This window comes from Muricoprocola aceti, assembly GCF_025567005.1.
GTDB classification, from domain to species: Bacteria; Bacillota; Clostridia; order Lachnospirales; family Lachnospiraceae; genus Marvinbryantia; species Marvinbryantia aceti.
Genome location: NZ_JAOQKE010000019.1, coordinates 44,547 through 63,427 on the forward strand (window position 1 = coordinate 44,547; position 18,881 = coordinate 63,427).

The following is an 18,881-nucleotide window of genomic DNA, read 5'->3' on the forward strand; positions in this document are numbered from 1 at the left end:
ATGAAACAATTAGAACACTGTATGTTGTGCCCAAGAGCCTGTGGAGTGAACAGAATAACTGGAAATACAGGGGCCTGTCATACAGATGCACAGATGAGGGTGGCAAGAGCCGCCCTTCATTTCTGGGAGGAACCTTGTATATCAGGCCAGGAAGGATCGGGAGCGATCTTTTTTACAGGATGTGCCCTGGGATGCGTTTTTTGCCAGAATACAGACATTTCCAGAGGACAGGCAGGAAAGACTGTAACCGTAGAGCAACTGGCCCGGATCTGCCTGAATCTGCAGGCACAGGGGGCAAATAATATCAATCTGGTGACGGCAGGACATTATCTGCTTGCAGTGGCTGAAGCTTTGAAGCTGGCAAAGGTGCAGGGACTGCAGATACCGGTGGTATACAATAGCAGCGGCTATGAGAAGCCAGAATCACTGTGTCTTCTGGATGGACTGGTAGATATTTATCTGCCGGATATGAAATATATGGATGCAGATCTGGCAAAAAAGTACTCCCATGCAGGAGATTATCCTGAGGTGGCGAAAATAGCGCTGGCGGAGATGGTGAGGCAGTGCCCGGAAGCAGAATTTGATGAGCGTGGTCTGATGAAAAAAGGGGTCATTGTGCGGCATCTGTTATTGCCAGGGCACGTAAAGGATTCAAAGGCCGTATTGAACTATCTTTATACAACCTATCGGGATCAGATCTTCATCAGTATTATGAGCCAGTATACTCCAATGCCTCAGATTGCTGCTTGTCCTGAGCTGAACCGGAGAGTAACCAGACGGGAGTACAATCGGCTGCTGGATTTTGCGATGGAACTTGGGATCGAGAATGGATTTTTCCAGGAGGGAGATCCGGTGGGAGAGAGCTTCATACCGGCATTTAACGGAGAGGGAATTACCGAATGAGACAGCAGTGTGAAGATGCACATAGCAAATGGATACAGAGCAAAGGAGCAAGAGCATGAACAGAACATTACAATATCGTGGAAATGCGGAAAATGCAGGTATGCGAATTGGAGATTTCCTACGGAGCCAGGGCTATTCCAGACATGTGATCATTCACCTGAAAAAAACAGAACATGGTATTCTTCTAAACGGAGAATGGGCTTATGTGGGACAGACACTGAAAGAAGGAGATGTGTTGGAGGTCCATATCATTGAGGAAGAATTCTCGGAGCAGATTGTGGCAAGGGAGCTCCCGCTTACTATTATCTATGAGGATGAAGATCTGATGGTCATCAATAAACCGGCAGATATGCCGATCCATCCGTCCATCAATAATTATGATAATACGCTGGCCAATGCGCTGATGTGGTATTTTGAAAAACAGGGACAGCCCTTTGTCTACCGCTGTATCAATCGACTGGACCGGGATACTACAGGTCTCTTGATTGTGGCAAAAAATATACTTAGTGGCGGAATACTTTCCGATATGAGCAAAAAGAGGGAAATACACAGGGAGTATCTGGCTCTTGCGGAAGGCAAGGTGCCGGAATCGGGTGTGATCGATGCACCGATTGCCAGAAAAGAAGAATCTGTGATTGAGCGGTGCGTAGATTTTGAAAAAGGCAACCGGGCGGTGACTCATTTCTGGAGACTGGATGAGTGGAATGGATATTCATTGGTTCGATTGAAACTGGAAACAGGGAGAACCCATCAGATTCGGGTACACATGAAGTACATTGGACATCCACTGACAGGAGATTATCTGTACAATCCGGACTATCGAATTCTGGATCATCAGGCTCTGCATTCCTGGAAACTGGCCTTCCGGCATCCTATCACCGGGGAGCAGATGCAGTTCAGGGCAGATCCACCGTGGTGGCCGGTGGGGACGGAGTTTTCTGGCTTTTAAAAGCCAGAAAACTCCGTCCCCAATGGCCCACGAATGCGTGGAACTTCATCAACATGAAGATATCGGCTGATGCATTTGACGATCAGATCATGATCTGCAAAATGTGGAAGACCGGACACGATGACGGCTCCGATGACGCCCACTTCTTCGATACGGATCGGGAAACCGCCGCCTGCGGCCGCATATTCTTTCTCATCCAGGAACCAGTCAGCCAGTGTCTGTTCGGATTTTTTCAGAAGCATGGCTGCATGAAGTGTGCTGGTTTCCAGTGTGCGTACGGTATTGAACTTACGCTGCATCCAGTTTTCATTTTGGATGTTGGTGCCATTTGCCGCATAACGGAAAACGGTATACCCATTGTTCAGGCGTATCGTGACAGCAACCGGAAGCTTCTGGCGCTGGATCTCGGAAACGAGCAGTTTTCCCAGCTCCCAGGCATCTTCATTGGTGAAATGAGTGAATTGCAGGATCTCTTCCTGCATCTCCAGCATAGCAAGTAATTCTTCTATCATAGTACCACCTCCAATGAAACTACTATACTCTTGTTCGGGAAAAAATACAAGATAGTGACAGAAAGGAAATAAATATGTCAGAAAAAACGAAGGTAATCATAGTGCCCTGTGACTGTTATGACAAAGAACAGGTATATAGATCCGTAAAGGCAGGAATAGAAGCCCTTGGTGGAATGGGGCGATTCCTGGACAAGTCAGAAAAGATTCTGGTAAAACCAAATTTCCTTTCTGCGGCCGTGCCGGAAAAAGCAGTTACGACGCATCCAGTGGTGATCGAAGCAGTATTTCGTATTTTGCAGGAAGAGGGATATCTTCAGGTGCAATATGGGGATTCACCGGGACATGGAAGCTGTCAGGCGGTGGCCGGAAAGATCAGGCTGGAAGAAGTAGCGGAGCGTTATGGAGTGAAACGGGCAAACATGGAAGAGGAAGTACTGACTTCATTTCCAGATGGAAAGACGGCAAAAGAATTCCATTTTGCAAAGGGAATTACAGAGGCAGATGCGATCATCAATATCTGTAAAATGAAAACCCATGCGCTGGAAAAAGTAACGGGAGCGGTGAAAAATGTATATGGCTTTGTCTGCGGGGCGAGAAAGGCAGCAGGCCATGTGAAGTATCCAAATGCCAGTGTATTTGCAAGGGCACTTGCAGATATTCACAGATGTACAGACATCCGACTGCATATTATGGATGGGATCACGGCTATGGAAGGAAATGGACCAGGATCTGGGACGCCGATTGATATGAAGGTACTTCTCTTTTCTGACGATCCGGTAGCGTTGGACAGCGTATTCTGTCATATGGTGTATCTTGATCCACAGATGGTGCCGACCTGTGTGCAGGGGCAGATAATGGAGATTGGTACTTATAAAGAGGAAGAAATACAGATTGCAGAAGTTTCTGTTTCCAGCCAGAAAAACAGTGCCAATGAGGTAAGCAGCGAAACGGTAATAAGCAGAAATATAACCATGAAAGAAATGCAGAAAAAGTACGGTAATCCACAGTTTAACGTGGATCGTACCGGAAGAAAGAAGACGTTTTTAAGCAGGTATTCAGACTTCATGACACGGCTGATCCGCCGTCCGGTTATAGAAAAAGAAAAATGTATAAAATGCGGAATCTGCGTGTCCCACTGTCCGGTACCTGGCAAGGCAGTAAGCTTTAAGAAGGGCAAGGGACAGCCACCGGTATATGATTATCAAAAATGTATCCGATGCTACTGCTGCCAGGAAATGTGCCCGAAGCATGCGATAAAAGTGAAATAAAGCCAATGGGGACGGAGTTTTCTGGCCTGTGAAAGCCAGAAAACTCCGTCCCCATTGGATTTTAGACATCAAGAGGATATCGGTCGGTCAGAGTCTTTACAATGGCTCTGGCTTTTTCTTTATTATCAGGACTCTGGAGCATCAGGAAGATAGCTTCTGCGATCTGATCCATATCGTTTTCTTTCAGACCTCTGGAGGTGATGGCTGCGGTTCCAAGGCGGACACCACTGGTTACGAATGGGGATTCCGGATCATTTGGAATTGCATTTTTGTTGCAGGTGATATTAGCATCATCCAGGAGATGTTCCATCTCTTTTCCGGTAATACCGGTTCCGCGCAGGTCTACCAGCATCAGATGATTATCGGTGCCATCGGAGACAATGTTTACGCCACGCTTCATTAGGCCATTACAGAGTGCAGCGCTGTTCTTTACTACCTGCTCCTGATAAGTACGGAATTCTGGCTGCAGAGCTTCCTGGAAGCAGACAGCCTTGGCTGCGATCACATGCATCAGAGGACCACCTTGAATACCTGGGAAAATAGCTTTATTAAAGTTGAATTTCTTAGCAATTTCATTGCTGCACAGGATCATACCACCTCTTGGACCACGCAGGGTCTTGTGAGTGGTGGTGGTGGTTACATGTGCGTATGGGATTGGACTTGGATGGAGACCAGCAGCAACCAGACCTGCAATATGGGCGATATCTGCCATCAGGTAAGCACCCACTTCATCGGCAATCTCACGGAATTTCTTGAAATCAATGGTGCGGGCATAGGCACTGGCGCCTGTAATGATCAGTTTGGGTTTATTTTCGAGGGCGATCTGACGCACCTGTTCATAGTCAATAAAACCATCGTCATTTACCCCATAAGAAACTACATGAAAATAAGAACCAGAGAAGTTCGCTGGACTTCCATGGGTCAGATGGCCACCGTGTGCAAGGTTCATACCCATCAGAGTGTCACCATGTTTTAACATGGCGAATTCTACAGCCATATTTGCCTGTGCACCAGAATGCGGCTGCACATTGGCATATTCGCATCCAAACAATTCACAGGCACGTTTCCGTGCAAGTTCTTCCACAACATCTACACATTCACACCCGCCGTAATATCGCTTGCCGGGATAGCCTTCGGCATATTTGTTAGTCAAAGGGCTTCCCATGGCAGCCATAACAGCTTTGCTTACCCAGTTCTCGGAAGCAATCAGCTCGATATGAGAATTCTGCCGTGTAGCTTCTGCTTCGATAGCAGCAGCGATTTCGGGGTCTACGGATCGGATTTCTTCTAATGAATACATGTTGGGTTCCTCCTGATTGTATAATTGTAAGTAACGGCGTCAGACAGGTGTAAAAAGAAATGTTCGACGACCGAATTTAGAAACAATTATAACTTTAATAAAATAAAGTGTCAACTCTGAAAATACAAATGTGCGCATATTAAAGACATATAGAGCAAAAAAAGAGATATCCGAATCTCTTCAGATATCTCTTTTATGAAACTGATATAGATCAATTAAGCATTCTTTTTCTGTCCGCTGATAGTCTTAACAGCTTTTACTGCAAGGATCAGAGAAAGCACGATCAGCAGTACTGCAAGTACCAGACGAACGATTGGCCAGGAACCAGCACCTTCTGCACCGATTGCACCAAGGTTTGTCTTGATGGTCAGAAGCAGTGAGCAGATTGTAACGATCAGCATGAAGAACATTGGGATGAAGAACATCTTGTTGTTCTTACCGATCTGTCCAAGCCAGGTAGCAACAGCCATCAGACCCAGAGCTGCAAGTAACTGGTTTGCTGCTCCGAACAGAGCCCAGATGTTTGCATATCCGTTCAGTCCAAGGAAGATACCAAGAACTACTGTGATCAGTGTTGCAACGATTGGCTTTACAAGGATGGCTCTGAATCCTGTTACGGAAGAAACATCCTCACCTGGGTTCAGCCAGAATTCCTGGAACATGTAACGTGCAAGACGTGTTGCAGTGTCCAGAGAAGTCAGACAGAAAGCAGATACTGCAAGGATCAGCAGAGAGTAAATAACGTGTTCTGCGCCTGCAAGGAATGGGATGGTAGCACACATACGTGAGATACCGGTTGCAAATACGGCTGTAGGAGTGGTAACTCCTCCTGGAACATATTCTTTCCAGATATAACCTACGGCACACAGAGAAATCAGTGCAAGTGCACATTCAATCAACATACCGCCGTATGCGATTGGACGGGCGTCTCTTTCGTTATCCAGCTGTTTTGCTGTTGTACCGGAACCAACCAGTGAGTGGAAACCGGAAATAGCGCCACAGGCGATGGTGATGAACAGGGCTGGGAACAGGGTACCAAGAGATACACCGGAACCGTTTGTAGCCTGGTCAACAAATCCTGTAAATGCAGGAATGTCGATGGTAGGATGAGCTCCAACGATACCAACAACGGCTACGATCATCATTCCGTAAAGAAGGAAGGAACTTAAGTAGTCACGTGGCTGAAGCAGAATCCATACAGGTGTTACAGATGCAATTGTAATGTAGATACCAACGATGATCATCCAGGTTGTACCATTCAGGTACAGGGGGTGGAAGTTCAGACCGATAGCCATGCAGAGCACGATCGCTGCAACACCGATTACAGTTGAGATTCCAAGACCAGCGTTTCTTCTGTATACAAGGAAACCAAATACAATAGCTACCAGAATGAATAAGATAGAAATCATTGCTGTAGAAGCATTTGCTGAACTTGCTACTTTATCAAGTACGCCACTTTCATCGTAAGTTGCTTTAAATGTATTGGCAACGATAGAAGCAAAGGCTGCTACAACAAGGATCAGGGTCAGGTAAGAGAAGATGATGAATAATCTCTTTGCGCTTGTTCCCATACTGTCTTCGATAACTTCACCGATAGACTGTCCTTTGTGACGGATAGAAGCAAATAACGCTCCGAAGTCATGTACTGCTCCGAAGAAGATACCTCCGATCAGTACCCACAGAAGAACAGGTACCCAGCCAAATACGGCTGCCTGAATTGGTCCGTTGATAGGACCTGCCCCTGCGATAGAGGAAAAATGGTGACCCATCAGGACTGGTGCTTTAGCCGGAACGTAATCGTTACCGTCTTCCAGTTCATGAGCCGGTGTTACACGGTTCTCATCAATGCCCCACTGCTGTGCGAGCCATTTACCGTATGTTACGTAACCTACAATCAGGATTACGCAACCTACTACTAATAATAATGCTGCATTCATGAATTACACTCTCCTTTTCTTTTTATTTTTCTTCATGAATATATTTTTCATAAATTTCGCATTGCTCTTACCACTGCGGTTGGTCGGAAAATCCGAAGCGCCCCGCTGGATAAGGACTGTATGGAAATCCATCCAGCCGTGCAGCGAAAAATGAAAACTTTTGTAAATTCTGCATTTCTTCAGAAGCTTTTTCGCTTCCGGTGTGCAGGTATCACAGATAAAGACTGCAGTAATATAGGTATACATATGTCCAGGCTTTGGATCGATTAGTTTCATGCCCTCGTCGTAAGCCTTTTTCTCACATGCGCGATAAATCTCTTCGGTTAATTCCGGAACAGAGAAGATGTATACATGTTCGTTGGAAGTGGCACTCCACAGTTCTGCCTTCTTCAGCAGCACATATTTGGCAGAACGCACATTAAAATGACAGACAGCCTCCAGCGGAGGTTCCATGTCATTGGAACGTTCAATGTCGAAGTACCCCTCGTAGGAACGGATCAGTTTCTCAAGGATTTCCTCCCGGTTTAACTCTAACTTTAAATGATTCATATGCTAACTCCTGTATTATGAAAAAGATCCCGGATGTCAGCATCTGAGATCATGTCTGACGTCATTGTCAATTCTTAACGAAATATGTAGATTATAAAAAATATATAAATTTTTGGCAGAAAGTAATATAACATAAAATGTATAAAAATGCAAATATATGTCATATACTTAGCAGAAAATTTACATTTTTTAAAAAATAATACATATTCCCGTAATTGTTAGATGGGAATAATAGATTGCTTCGTGTCCAGTTGTATGCTGTTGATATATTGCTGGTAATGATAACATTCTTTACATTTCTTCGTCAGGTGCGGTATACTGAAAAAGATGTGAAGTTCTGGCTGCCGGTCACGGAGTGAACAGCAGCAGGTTTTGGAAGGATACAGGAGAAACGTGGAAGAAATCAGGGTATCTGTGCGCAATCTGGTGGAGTTTATTTTGCGCAGCGGAGATATTGACAATCGAAGAGGTACGATGGCAGATAAAGATGCCATGCAGATGGGCAGCAGACTGCACCGGAAGATTCAGGGAAAGATGGGGGCAGATTATCATGCGGAAGTACCGCTGCGAACACAGATAGACTGTGACGGATTTCTGCTGATAGTAGAAGGAAGGGCAGACGGGATCTTTGAACGGGATGGACAGACGATAATTGATGAAATCAAAGGCGTTTTTCGAGATGTGGAGCGAATGGAAGAGCCAGATCCGGTTCATCTGGCACAGGCCAGATGTTATGCCTGTATCTATGCAGAACAACAGAATCTGGAAAAGATAGGAGTACAGATGACCTATGCCAATCTGGATACAGAGGAAATACGGCGCTTTTCCAGCAGCTATACAAGGAGCGAGCTGGAGGAGTGGTTTACGCATCTGACAGAAGCCTATCAAAAATGGGCACAGATGCAGATAGAATGGAAAGCAGAGAGAAAAGCATCCATTGGAAAAACAGTTTTTCCCTATCCTTACCGGGAGGGACAGAAAGATCTGGCAGCAGCGGTTTACCGCACGATCTGGCATGGAAAGAAGCTGTTTATTCAGGCACCTACAGGAGTGGGAAAGACGTTGTCTACTGTATTTCCGGCGGTACAGGCCGTGGGACAGGAGCTGGGGGATAAGATTTTTTATCTGACGGCCAAGACGATTACGAGAACCGTGGCAGAAGAGGCATTTTCACTTTTGAAGAAGCAGGGGCTTCATTATAAGGTACTGACTCTGACCGCCAAAGAAAAAATCTGTTTCTGCGAAGAACCGGACTGTAATCCGGAAAAATGTCCTTATGCAAGGGGACACTTTGACCGGGTGAACGATGCTGTCTATGAGCTGCTGACTTCTTATGAAGAGAATTCGGCCAACTATAGCCGGGAGAGGATTATGGAACAGGCAGAAAAATGGAAGGTATGTCCATTTGAGATGGCGCTGGATGTGTCATTATGGTCGGATGCCATTATCTGCGATTATAACTATGTCTTTGATCCACAGGCGAAGTTAAAACGTTTTTTTGCGGAAGGAGTAAAAGGAGACTATCTGTTTCTTATTGATGAAGCTCACAATCTGGTGGAGCGTGGACGGGAGATGTACAGCGCGACCCTTTATAAAGAAGACTTTCTGGAAGTAAAGCGGTTCCTGAGGCCGTTCAGCAGAAAGGCTGTGGCGGCTCTGGAACGGGGAAATAAGTATCTGCTGGAGTGGAAGCGGGAGTGTGAGGAGTATACGCTGCTTTCGAATATTGATGCCTTTGCATTGAATCTGTTTAATGTCAGTCATGCACTGGAACAACTTCTGGAGGATCGGGAGTCAGTGATGAATCGGCCATCCACAGACAGCGAAATAGAAGAAGGAAAGAAAAAGACACTGGACTTTTATTTTCAGGTACGGGCCTTTCTGGAGATCTATGAAGAACTGGATGACAGCTATGAGATTTATGTACAGCATGACCGGGAGGGACGCTTTGCTTTGAAATTGTACTGTATTCATACAGCGGACAAGATCGGGCAGTGTCTGGAAAAAGGCAGGGCATCGATCCTGTTTTCTGCTACGCTTTTGCCGGTGCAGTATTATATGGAATTACTATCTGGAAAATCAGAAGATTATGCAGTCTATGCCAGATCTACCTTTGATCCGTCAAGAAAGAAAGTGTTGCTGGGGCTGGATGTGAGTACCAAATACACCAGACGGACACCGGCAGAGTATCAGAAGATTGCTTCGTATATTCGGCAGATTACAGACAGCAGACAGGGAAATTATCTGGTCTTTTTCCCATCTTATAAGATGATGACGGATGTAAGGGGATTTTTTGAAGCTGAAATGCAGGATGATACGGAGATTCTGGAGCAGAGCATGCATATGAGTGAAGCTCAGAGAGAAGAGTTCCTGGAGCAGTTTCAGGAGCGTGAGAGTGGCACGCTGATCGGCTTCTGTGTAATGGGAGGTATCTTTGGAGAGGGAATTGACCTGAAGAAAGACCGGCTGATCGGTGCAATCGTTGTGGGGACAGGGCTTCCACAGGTCTGTAATGAGCGGGAGATCCTGAAGCAGTACTATGACAGGCGTGACATGGATGGATTTGATCATGCTTATCGTTATCCGGGGATGAACAAGGTCATGCAGTCAGCGGGAAGAGTTATTCGGACAGATGAAGATACCGGAGTGATTGTGCTGCTGGATGAACGATTTGGACAAGCGCAGTATCGCAGCAGCTTTCCGAGGGAATGGGCAGATTATGAGACCTGCACATTACGGAATGTAAAAGAGAAGCTGGAACGATTCTGGAAAGGATGCATAGTTCCTGATGATAAGTAAGGGAGAAAAGAGAGAATACGGAGGAGAGTATGGATATTGTAATCATTACTTACCAGATGCTGGCTTTATTTTTGCTTCTGGTAACAGGCTATATAGCATATAAGACACATGTGACCAACGATGGGGCAATTCGGAATCTGACCAGTCTGGTGCTGAATGTATCGTTGCCGGCGCAGATACTGGTTTCTTTTTTATCCAACCGGGGAAAGGTATCGAATCTGACCCTTTTGGAAGTGACAGGTATCAGTCTGTTTTGTTATCTGGTTTATTTTCTGGTTGCGGCAGTCTTTCTGGCGGTGACAAGGGCACCGAAAAAGCAGTGGGGCACTTATACCTTCATGCTGATTTTTGGAAATGTGGGTTTTATGGGATATCCTGTGATACAGGCTGTTTTTGGAATCGAAGCCATGATCTATGCCGTTATTTTTAATGTCATATTCAGCTTTGTGGTGTATTCCCTTGGAATTGTTCTGATTGGAGGAAAGAAAGCTGGAAAGTTCAATCCAAGACTGCTGATCAATACACCGATGGTGGTGGCAGTGATTTCTCTTGGTCTGTTCTTTACCTCAGTGCCACTGCCGGAATATCTGACCGATGCTTTGAACTATCTGGGAAATCTGACCACACCGCTGGCCATGATGATTCTGGGTGGCACCATTGCAAAGATGAAGCTAAAAGAACTGTTCGATGACTGGAGGGTCTATGTATTTACCGTATTTCGACTGGTACTCATGCCAATTGCCGTGCTGGTGGCCATGAATCTGCTTCACGAACAGCAGTATCTGATCCGGGGAACGGCAGTGGTGCTGGCAGCGACACCAGTAGCGACGAATGCGACGATGCTGGCTATTCAATATGATGGAGATGTACAGCTGGTATCTAAGGGAATCTTTTTCAGTACCGTGCTGTCCGTGGTGAGCATACCGATTGTGGCGATGTTCTTATAAATTTCGTATCTGTGAGTATGCCATATAAGAAAAATATTTTCACAAGGAGAGATATGTCATGAAGAAATTAATATTAGCATCTGGATCGCCGCGCCGCCGTGAACTTCTGGCGCAGATTGGTCTGGAGTTTGAGGTAATTGTCAGTGATGCAGAAGAGATTATGACCAGTACTCATCCGGGGGAAGTGGTGAAGGAATTATCCAGCTGCAAAGCGAGTGCAGTGGCACTGACCTTAAGTGATGAACAGAGAGATGTGGTAGTCATTGGCTCAGACACTGTGGTGGCTCAGGAGCACCGGATTCTTGGAAAGCCAAAGGATGAGGCCGATGCCTTTCAAATGATACAAATGCTGCAAGGAAATACTCACCAGGTCTACACCGGTGTGACTCTGATCTGTGGAGAAAAAAAGACTTCTTTTTATGAGAAGAGTGATGTGAGTGTGTATCCTATGACGGAAGAAGAAATCTGGGAGTATATCCATACGGGAGAGCCGATGGACAAAGCAGGTGCTTATGGAATTCAGGGATATTTTGCAAAATACATTCGGGAAATCCAGGGAGAATACACCACAATTGTAGGACTTCCGGTGGGTAGGCTGTGGCATGAATTAAAGAAGTTTGGTTGAATCCGTGGTCACGCACTGAGACAATTCGATGTCAGCCACCGTAGAAGAGGAAAAAAACAAATAAAAATAAGAAAAATCATCTCTAATTTCGCCAGCTATTGTATCAATTCAGACAAGTTATTTAATACAATTTCGAAAATATCAAGACAATAATGCAATATACAATAAATTGTCTGATTAACTGACAATTCAAGAAAAAAAGGGTATTTACATTTCCAGAAGACAGGTGTATGATAATGCACAAAGGAAATGCAGAAATAAAACTTAATCGATAAAATCGATTACAATGATTCAAAAAATACGTTACAGCGTTTCTAAAACCAAAAGAAAGGATGCAAGTCAGGTTATGGAAAACAGAACAGTACCTGCTCAGTCTCCTGGATTGTACAGAGAAGAATTTGAGCACGATAACTGCGGTATCGGAGCAGTGGTAAATATTAAGGGTATCAAGACCCGGGCAACCGTAGAGAATGCATTAAAGATAGTTGAAAATTTGGAACACAGAGCCGGCAAAGACGCCGAGGGCAAAACAGGTGATGGAGTAGGAATCCTTTTACAGATTTCCCACAAATTCTTCAAAAAGACCTGTGATGCTCTCGGCTTTTCTATTGGAAAAGAAAGGGAATACGGTATTGGACAGTTCTTTTTCCCACAGGATGAATTAAAAAGACGCCAGGCCATGAAGATGTTCGAGATCATTCTGGAAAAGAACGGACTGGAACTCATTGGATGGCGTGTAGTCCCGACGGTACCGGAAGTACTGGGACAGAAAGCACTGGATAAGATGCCGTATATTATGCAGGCATTTATTAAAAAACCAGCTGATGTGGAAAAAGGACTTCCGTTTGACCGTCTGCTCTATGTGGCAAGAAGAGAGTTTGAACAGAGTAATGAAAACACCTATGTGGTATCATGTTCCAGCCGTACCATTGTATACAAAGGTATGTTTCTGGTAGGGCAGCTGCGCACCTTTTTCAAAGATCTGCAGAGCCCGGACTATGAATCTGCCATTGCAACGGTACATTCCAGATTCAGTACCAATACGAACCCAAGCTGGGAACGTGCACATCCAAACCGTTTTATTGTGCACAATGGTGAGATCAACACTATCCGTGGAAATGCAGATAAGATGCTGGCCAGAGAAGAGACCATGGCTTCCCCATATCTGGAAGAAGACTTCCACAAGATCCTTCCGGTGATCAATGCATCCGGTTCTGACTCTGCCATGCTGGATAATACACTGGAATTCCTGATCATGAGCGGTATGGATATGGCACTGGCTATGATGATCCTGATTCCGGAACCATGGGCTAACAACATGACCATGTCCCAGAACAAGAGAGATTTCTATCAGTACTACGCAACCATGATGGAGCCATGGGATGGCCCGGCATCTATCATGTTCAGTGATGGTGATCTGGTAGGCGCTGTTCTGGATCGCAACGGTCTGCGTCCATCCCGTTATTATGTCACCAGTGACGGCTACATGATCCTTTCCTCTGAAGTAGGCGTACTGGAGATTCCACCGGAAAAGATCGTGATGAAAGAACGACTTCATCCTGGCAAAATGCTGCTAATCGATACCGTTCAGGGCAGAATCGTAGACGATGAAGAATTAAAAGAATTTTATGCATCCAGACAGCCGTATGGCGAATGGCTGGATAACAATCTGGTAGAATTAAAAGACCTGAAGATCCCGAACAAGCGTGTTCCGGAATACTCTGAGGAAGAACGTGCCAGACTGCAGAAAGCCTTTGGTTATACCTTTGAAGAATATCGTACCTCTATCCGCAACATGGCATTAAACGGAGCAGAGAGCATTGGCGCCATGGGTATTGATACACCACTGGCAGTATTATCTGACCAGCAGCAGCCACTGTTCAACTATTTCAAACAGCTTTTTGCACAGGTAACCAATCCGCCAATTGATGCTATCCGTGAAGAGGTGGTTACATCCACTACCGTATACGTTGGAGAAGACGGGAACCTTCTGGAGGAAAAGCCGGAAAACTGTAAGGTATTGAAAGTCAATAACCCAATCCTGACCAACACCGATATGCTGAAAATCAAGCATATGAAAGTGGATGGCTTCAAGGTAGCAGAAGTTCCGATTACCTATTATAAAAGCACCAGTCTGGATCGTGCCATTGACCGTCTGTTCGTAGAAGTGGACAAGGCACACAGAGATGGTGTCAACATTCTGATACTGACAGACCGTGGCGTGGATGAAAACCATGTACCGATTCCATCGCTGCTTGCCGTATCCGCAGTACACCAGTATCTGGTAAAAACTAAGAAACGTACTTCACTGGCCATCATTCTGGAATCCGGTGAACCAAGAGAAGTACATCATTTTGCTACATTGCTGGGCTATGGTGCCTGTGCCATCAACCCATATCTGGCTCAGGATACGATCCATGAACTGATTGACAGTAAGATGCTGGATAAGGATTACTATGCAGCAGTGGATGATTACAATGCAGCAGTGCTTCACGGTATTGTTAAGATTGCATCCAAGATGGGTATTTCTACCATTCAGTCCTACATGGGATCTCAGATCTTTGAGGCCATCGGTATCAGCAAAGAAGTGATCGACCGCTACTTTACCAATACCGTCAGCCGTGTAGGCGGTATTACTATAAAAGATATTGAAAAACAGATCGAAGCACTTCACAATGAAGCCTTTGATCCACTGGGACTGACCACCGATCTGACTCTGAACAGCATCGGACGTCATAAGTCCAGAAGTCAGGGAGAGGAACATCGTTACAATCCTCTGACCATTCATTTATTACAGGAATCAACCAGACAGGGTAATTATGCCATGTTTAAAGAATACACCGACCGTGTCAACCGGGAAGAAAGCGGATATCTGCGCAGCCTGATGGACTTCAATTATCCAGAAGAAGGCATCCCGATTGAAGAGGTCGAACCGGTGGAAAACATTGTCACCAGATTTAAGACAGGTGCGATGTCCTATGGCTCCATTTCGCAGGAAGCACATGAGACACTGGCTATTGCTATGAACCATCTCCATGGAAAATCCAACTCCGGTGAGGGTGGTGAAAGTGATGAACGTCTGGCGACAGCCGGAACCGCAGACGACAGAAGCTCTGCGATCAAGCAGGTAGCATCCGGACGATTTGGTGTAACCAGCAAGTATCTGACCAGTGCAAAAGAGATTCAGATTAAAATGGCACAGGGCGCAAAACCAGGTGAAGGTGGTCATCTGCCAGGTGGAAAAGTCTATCCGTGGATTGCCAAGACCAGACATTCCACACCGGGTGTGAGTCTGATTTCCCCGCCGCCACACCATGACATTTACTCCATCGAGGACTTGGCACAGCTGATTTATGACCTGAAAAATGCCAACAAGCAGGCAAGAATTTCAGTAAAACTGGTATCGGAAGCAGGTGTGGGTACTGTCGCTGCCGGTGTAGCCAAAGCCGGTGCACAGGTTATTCTGATCTCCGGTTATGACGGAGGTACCGGTGCAGCACCGAGAAGTTCTATCCACAATGCAGGACTTCCATGGGAGCTGGGACTTTCCGAGACACATCAGACGCTGATCATGAACGGTCTGAGAAATAAAGTCCGTATCGAGACAGACGGTAAGCTGATGAGCGGTCGTGATGTTGCCATCGCAGCCATTCTGGGTGCAGAGGAATTTGGTTTTGCTACAGCTCCGTTGGTAACCATGGGATGTGTCATGATGCGTGTCTGCAATCTGGATACCTGTCCGGTGGGCGTAGCAACACAGAATCCGGAACTGCGCAAGAGATTCAAAGGCAAACCGGAATATGTGGAGAACTTTATGAAATTTATCGCGCAGGATCTGCGTGAATACATGGCAAAACTTGGTGTACACAGTGTAGACGAGCTGGTAGGAAGAACCGATCTGCTGAAGAAGGGCAGCGGTTTCTATAAAGAAAAAGCCAGCCGCGTAGATTTAAGTGCGATTCTGGATAACCCATATTTGGGAGAGAAATGTATCTTTGATCCGGAACATGTCTATGATTTCCATCTGGAGAAGACCGCTGACGAGCGTATCCTGATGAAGAAGCTGAAACCGGCTCTGGATAAGAAACAGAAGAGAAGCATTGAAGTGGATGTGACCAATACCGACCGTGCATTTGGTACGATCTTTGGATCTGAGATCACACGCAGATATGACAATACCCTGGAAGAAGATACTTTCACTGTCAAATGTAACGGTGCCGGTGGACAGAGCTTTGGAGCCTTTATTCCAAAGGGACTGACGCTGGAACTGGTGGGCGATTCCAACGACTACTTCGGAAAAGGTCTTTCCGGAGGAAAACTGATCGTTTATCCACCAAAGGGTATTACTTATAAACAGGATGAGAACATCATCATCGGTAACGTAGCTCTCTACGGTGCCACCAGTGGAAAAGCCTATATCAACGGTCTGGCAGGCGAACGTTTCTGCGTTCGTAACTCCGGTGCTACAGCAGTTGTCGAAGGCGTGGGCGATCACGGATGTGAATACATGACCGGCGGACGTGTGGCTGTCATTGGTAAGATCGGCAAGAACTTTGCAGCCGGCATGAGTGGTGGTGTGGCGTATGTACTGGATGAACACAGTGATATTTACCGTAAAGTCAACAAAGAACTGGTATCCATCGAGAAACTGGAAAATAAATACGATGTGGAAGAATTGAAACAGATGATCACAGATCATGTTTCTTACACAAATTCCGTAAAAGGAAAAGAGATTCTGGATCATTTTGATGAGTATCTTCCGAAATTTAAGAAGATTATTCCAAACGATTATAAGAAAATGATGAACACAATTATACAGATGGAAGAAAAAGGCCTGAATAGTGAGCAGGCACAGATCGAAGCATTCAATGCCATTATGAAAGGAGGAAAATAAGATGGGAAAACCAACCGGATTCATGGAATATGAAAGAGAAACGGCGAAAGCAGAGTCCCCTCTGGAAAGAATTCATCATTTTAATGAATTCCACACTCCTCTTTCCAAAGAAAAACAGCGCCAGCAGGCAGCAAGATGTATGGCATGTGGAGTCCCATTCTGTCAGGCAGGCATGATGATCGGAGGAATGGCCAGCGGCTGTCCTCTGAACAACCTGGTGCCGGAGTGGAACGATCTGCTGTACAACGGATGTTACGAACAGGCTTACGCCAGACTGATGAAGACACATTGTTTTCCAGAGTTTACCTCCAGAGTCTGCCCGGCATTGTGTGAAAAGGCATGCACCTGTAATCTGAACGGAGACCCGGTCTCCACCAAGGAAAATGAAAGAACCATTATCGAAAATGCTTTTGCAACAGGGCTGGTAAAGGCAAACCCTCCAAAGGTACGTACCGGCAAGACTGTAGCCGTAGTAGGAAGTGGGCCTTCCGGACTGGCAACTGCCATGCAGCTGAACAAACGAGGTCATAAAGTAACGGTATTTGAACGAAATGACCGTATCGGTGGACTTTTAAGATACGGTATTCCGAATATGAAACTGGAGAAACAGGTGATTGACCGCCGTGTGAAGCTGATGGAAGAAGAAGGCATTGAATTTGTCACCAATGCTAACATCGGTGTGGATATCACAGCAGAAGAATTACTTCAGAAATATGACCGTGTGGTTCTGTGCTGCGGTGCTTCCAATCCAAGAGATATCAACGCACCGGGCAGAGATGCGAAAGGCATCTACTTTGCAGTAGATTTCCTGAAGGCAACCACCAAGAGCCTGTTAGATTCGAACTTTGAGGATCACAAATACATTGACTGCAAGGGGAAAACGGTCATGGTCATTGGTGGAGGTGACACTGGAAATGACTGTGTGGGAACCTCCATCCGTCTGGGTGCAAAGAATGTCATCCAGCTGGAAATGATGCCAAAGGCACCGGATGAGCGTGCAGCCAACAATCCATGGCCACAGTGGCCGAGAGTCTGCAAGACAGACTACGGCCAGGAAGAAGCCATTGCCAAATTCGGCCACGATCCACGAATCTACACCACCACCGTTTCGGAATTCATTAAGAATAAAAATGGCGAACTGGTACAGGCAAAACTGGTTAAACTCCAAAGCAAAAAAGACGAGAAGAGCGGTCGTATGATGATGGTGCCGATCGAAGGCAGCGAAGAGATCATCAATGTAGATATCGTGCTCATTGCAGCAGGATTCCTGGGCTCACAGAAATACGTCACCGATGCATTCAAAGTCAACATCAACGGACGCACCAATGTAGACACCGCACCTGGCAAATACCAGACCAGCGTACCAAATGTCTTTACCGCAGGAGATATGCACAGAGGACAGTCCCTGGTGGTATGGGCTATCCGGGAAGGACGGGAAGCAGCGAAAGCTGTGGACGAGTCACTGATGGGATATACGAATCTGTAGAATCAAGTTTTGTGTTTGACAAATCTGCAGGAATTGCATATAATACACTTAACAAGGCAGCCGGAAAGTGAACGCAACTCACCCGACCCGGCGAAATATTTATTAAGTTATAAGAATAGTCGTCTGAACTTTACCGGAGAACAGGACGGCTATTTCTTATGTGTATAAGTCAAAATTGCAACGATAAGTAGAGTAGTAGTAAGTATGATTTGCAATTCTTCGTATGTACTCATAACAATCACCCTTTCTGTAGGCTCAGATCAGATGAGAGCACATCCCCCAGCTACCCGGTTAAGCATATTATATTTTAATTAGTAATGAATGATAGTATAAACTATTAAAATGAGATGTTTTACAAACAATATAAGTTTAACACGATTAGGTAAAAAAATCCAGTAACTATAGAGATAATAAAATTAATTCAATCAGGATTGGCTTGAATTTGTAAGTGATTCTTACAAGTTCAAATCTTTTCTGGTGATGATATGATTATTTATTCCATCTGATTTATAAGGCGTATAGAAATTCAGACATAGAAGGTGCTAAAATATTTGACACGTTTCTGGCGTCATAATATAATTTAAAAGAATAATTATAATGGTATATACTTATACAGAAGATAGTGTCAAATGACCTATGAAAAAACTGGGCAAAGAAAAAGGCTCAGATGAACCTTGAAAATTGCAGATATTTTAGTCTGAGGTAAACTATC

General features: G+C 45.3%; 12 protein-coding genes. 8 read left to right on the plus strand and 4 right to left on the minus strand.

Translation table 11 applies throughout. The features are described from left to right. Together OCV47_RS12630 and OCV47_RS12635 are read left to right on the plus strand one after the other, a co-directional pair. A complete protein-coding gene (locus OCV47_RS12630; protein WP_262655445.1) occupies positions 1-903 on the plus strand; it encodes a radical SAM protein in 903 nt (300 codons plus the stop codon). A gap of 55 nt (positions 904-958) precedes the next feature. Continuing rightward, a complete protein-coding gene (locus tag OCV47_RS12635; RefSeq protein WP_262655446.1) occupies positions 959-1,852 on the plus strand; it encodes an RluA family pseudouridine synthase in 894 nt (297 codons plus the stop codon). On the opposite strand, the gene OCV47_RS12640 is transcribed toward OCV47_RS12635, so the two are convergent. After that, positions 1,849-2,364 carry a heme-degrading domain-containing protein gene (locus OCV47_RS12640; RefSeq protein ID WP_262655447.1) on the minus strand — a complete coding sequence of 172 codons (516 nt, stop codon included), beginning with the start codon at positions 2,362-2,364 and terminating at the stop codon, positions 1,849-1,851. The genes OCV47_RS12635 and OCV47_RS12640 overlap by 4 nt on opposite strands. 74 nt (positions 2,365-2,438) lie before the next feature. On the opposite strand from OCV47_RS12640, the gene OCV47_RS12645 reads away from it, so the two are divergent. Continuing rightward, positions 2,439-3,632 carry a DUF362 domain-containing protein gene (locus OCV47_RS12645; protein WP_262655448.1) on the plus strand — a complete coding sequence of 398 codons (1,194 nt, stop codon included), beginning with the start codon at positions 2,439-2,441 and terminating at the stop codon, positions 3,630-3,632. 61 nt (positions 3,633-3,693) lie between these two features. Here OCV47_RS12645 and glyA read toward each other — a convergent pair whose 3' ends face one another. The 3 genes from glyA to OCV47_RS12660 all read right to left on the minus strand — a co-directional run bounded on the left by glyA (position 3,694) and on the right by OCV47_RS12660 (position 7,418). Next, positions 3,694-4,932, minus strand: coding sequence for a serine hydroxymethyltransferase (gene glyA, locus OCV47_RS12650; RefSeq protein ID WP_262655450.1), 1,239 nt, complete (start codon positions 4,930-4,932; stop codon positions 3,694-3,696). Between the two features lie 215 nt (positions 4,933-5,147). Next, entirely contained in the window at positions 5,148-6,869 is a 1,722-nt protein-coding gene (locus tag OCV47_RS12655) for a carbon starvation CstA family protein (RefSeq protein ID WP_262655451.1), read from the minus strand. 3 nt (positions 6,870-6,872) lie between these two features. Then, positions 6,873-7,418, minus strand: coding sequence for a DUF8052 family protein (locus OCV47_RS12660; protein ID WP_256297247.1), 546 nt, complete (start codon positions 7,416-7,418; stop codon positions 6,873-6,875). 393 nt (positions 7,419-7,811) lie between these two features. Here OCV47_RS12660 and OCV47_RS12665 point away from each other — a divergent pair, with 393 nt between their 5' ends. The 5 genes from OCV47_RS12665 (at position 7,812) to OCV47_RS12685 (ending at position 18,169) form a co-directional block, all read left to right on the plus strand. Continuing rightward, entirely contained in the window at positions 7,812-10,217 is a 2,406-nt protein-coding gene (locus OCV47_RS12665) for an ATP-dependent DNA helicase (RefSeq protein ID WP_262655454.1), read from the plus strand. A 29-nt stretch (positions 10,218-10,246) separates the two neighbouring features. Then, the gene (locus tag OCV47_RS12670; RefSeq protein ID WP_256297243.1) at positions 10,247-11,164 is read left to right on the plus strand and encodes an AEC family transporter; all 918 of its coding nucleotides are present in this window, start codon (positions 10,247-10,249) and stop codon (positions 11,162-11,164) included. A 58-nt stretch (positions 11,165-11,222) separates the two neighbouring features. Next, a complete protein-coding gene (locus OCV47_RS12675; RefSeq protein WP_117448433.1) occupies positions 11,223-11,789 on the plus strand; it encodes a Maf family protein in 567 nt (188 codons plus the stop codon). Positions 11,790-12,135: 346 nt separating this feature from the next. After that, on the plus strand, positions 12,136-16,683 hold the full coding sequence (gene gltB, locus OCV47_RS12680; protein ID WP_262655456.1) for a glutamate synthase large subunit: 4,548 nt from the start codon (positions 12,136-12,138) through the stop codon (positions 16,681-16,683). 1 nt (position 16,684) lies between these two features. Beyond that, positions 16,685-18,169: a glutamate synthase subunit beta gene (locus OCV47_RS12685; RefSeq protein ID WP_262655457.1), complete on the plus strand. Its 1,485-nt coding sequence runs from the start codon at positions 16,685-16,687 to the stop codon at positions 18,167-18,169. Positions 18,170-18,881 lie beyond the last annotated feature (712 nt).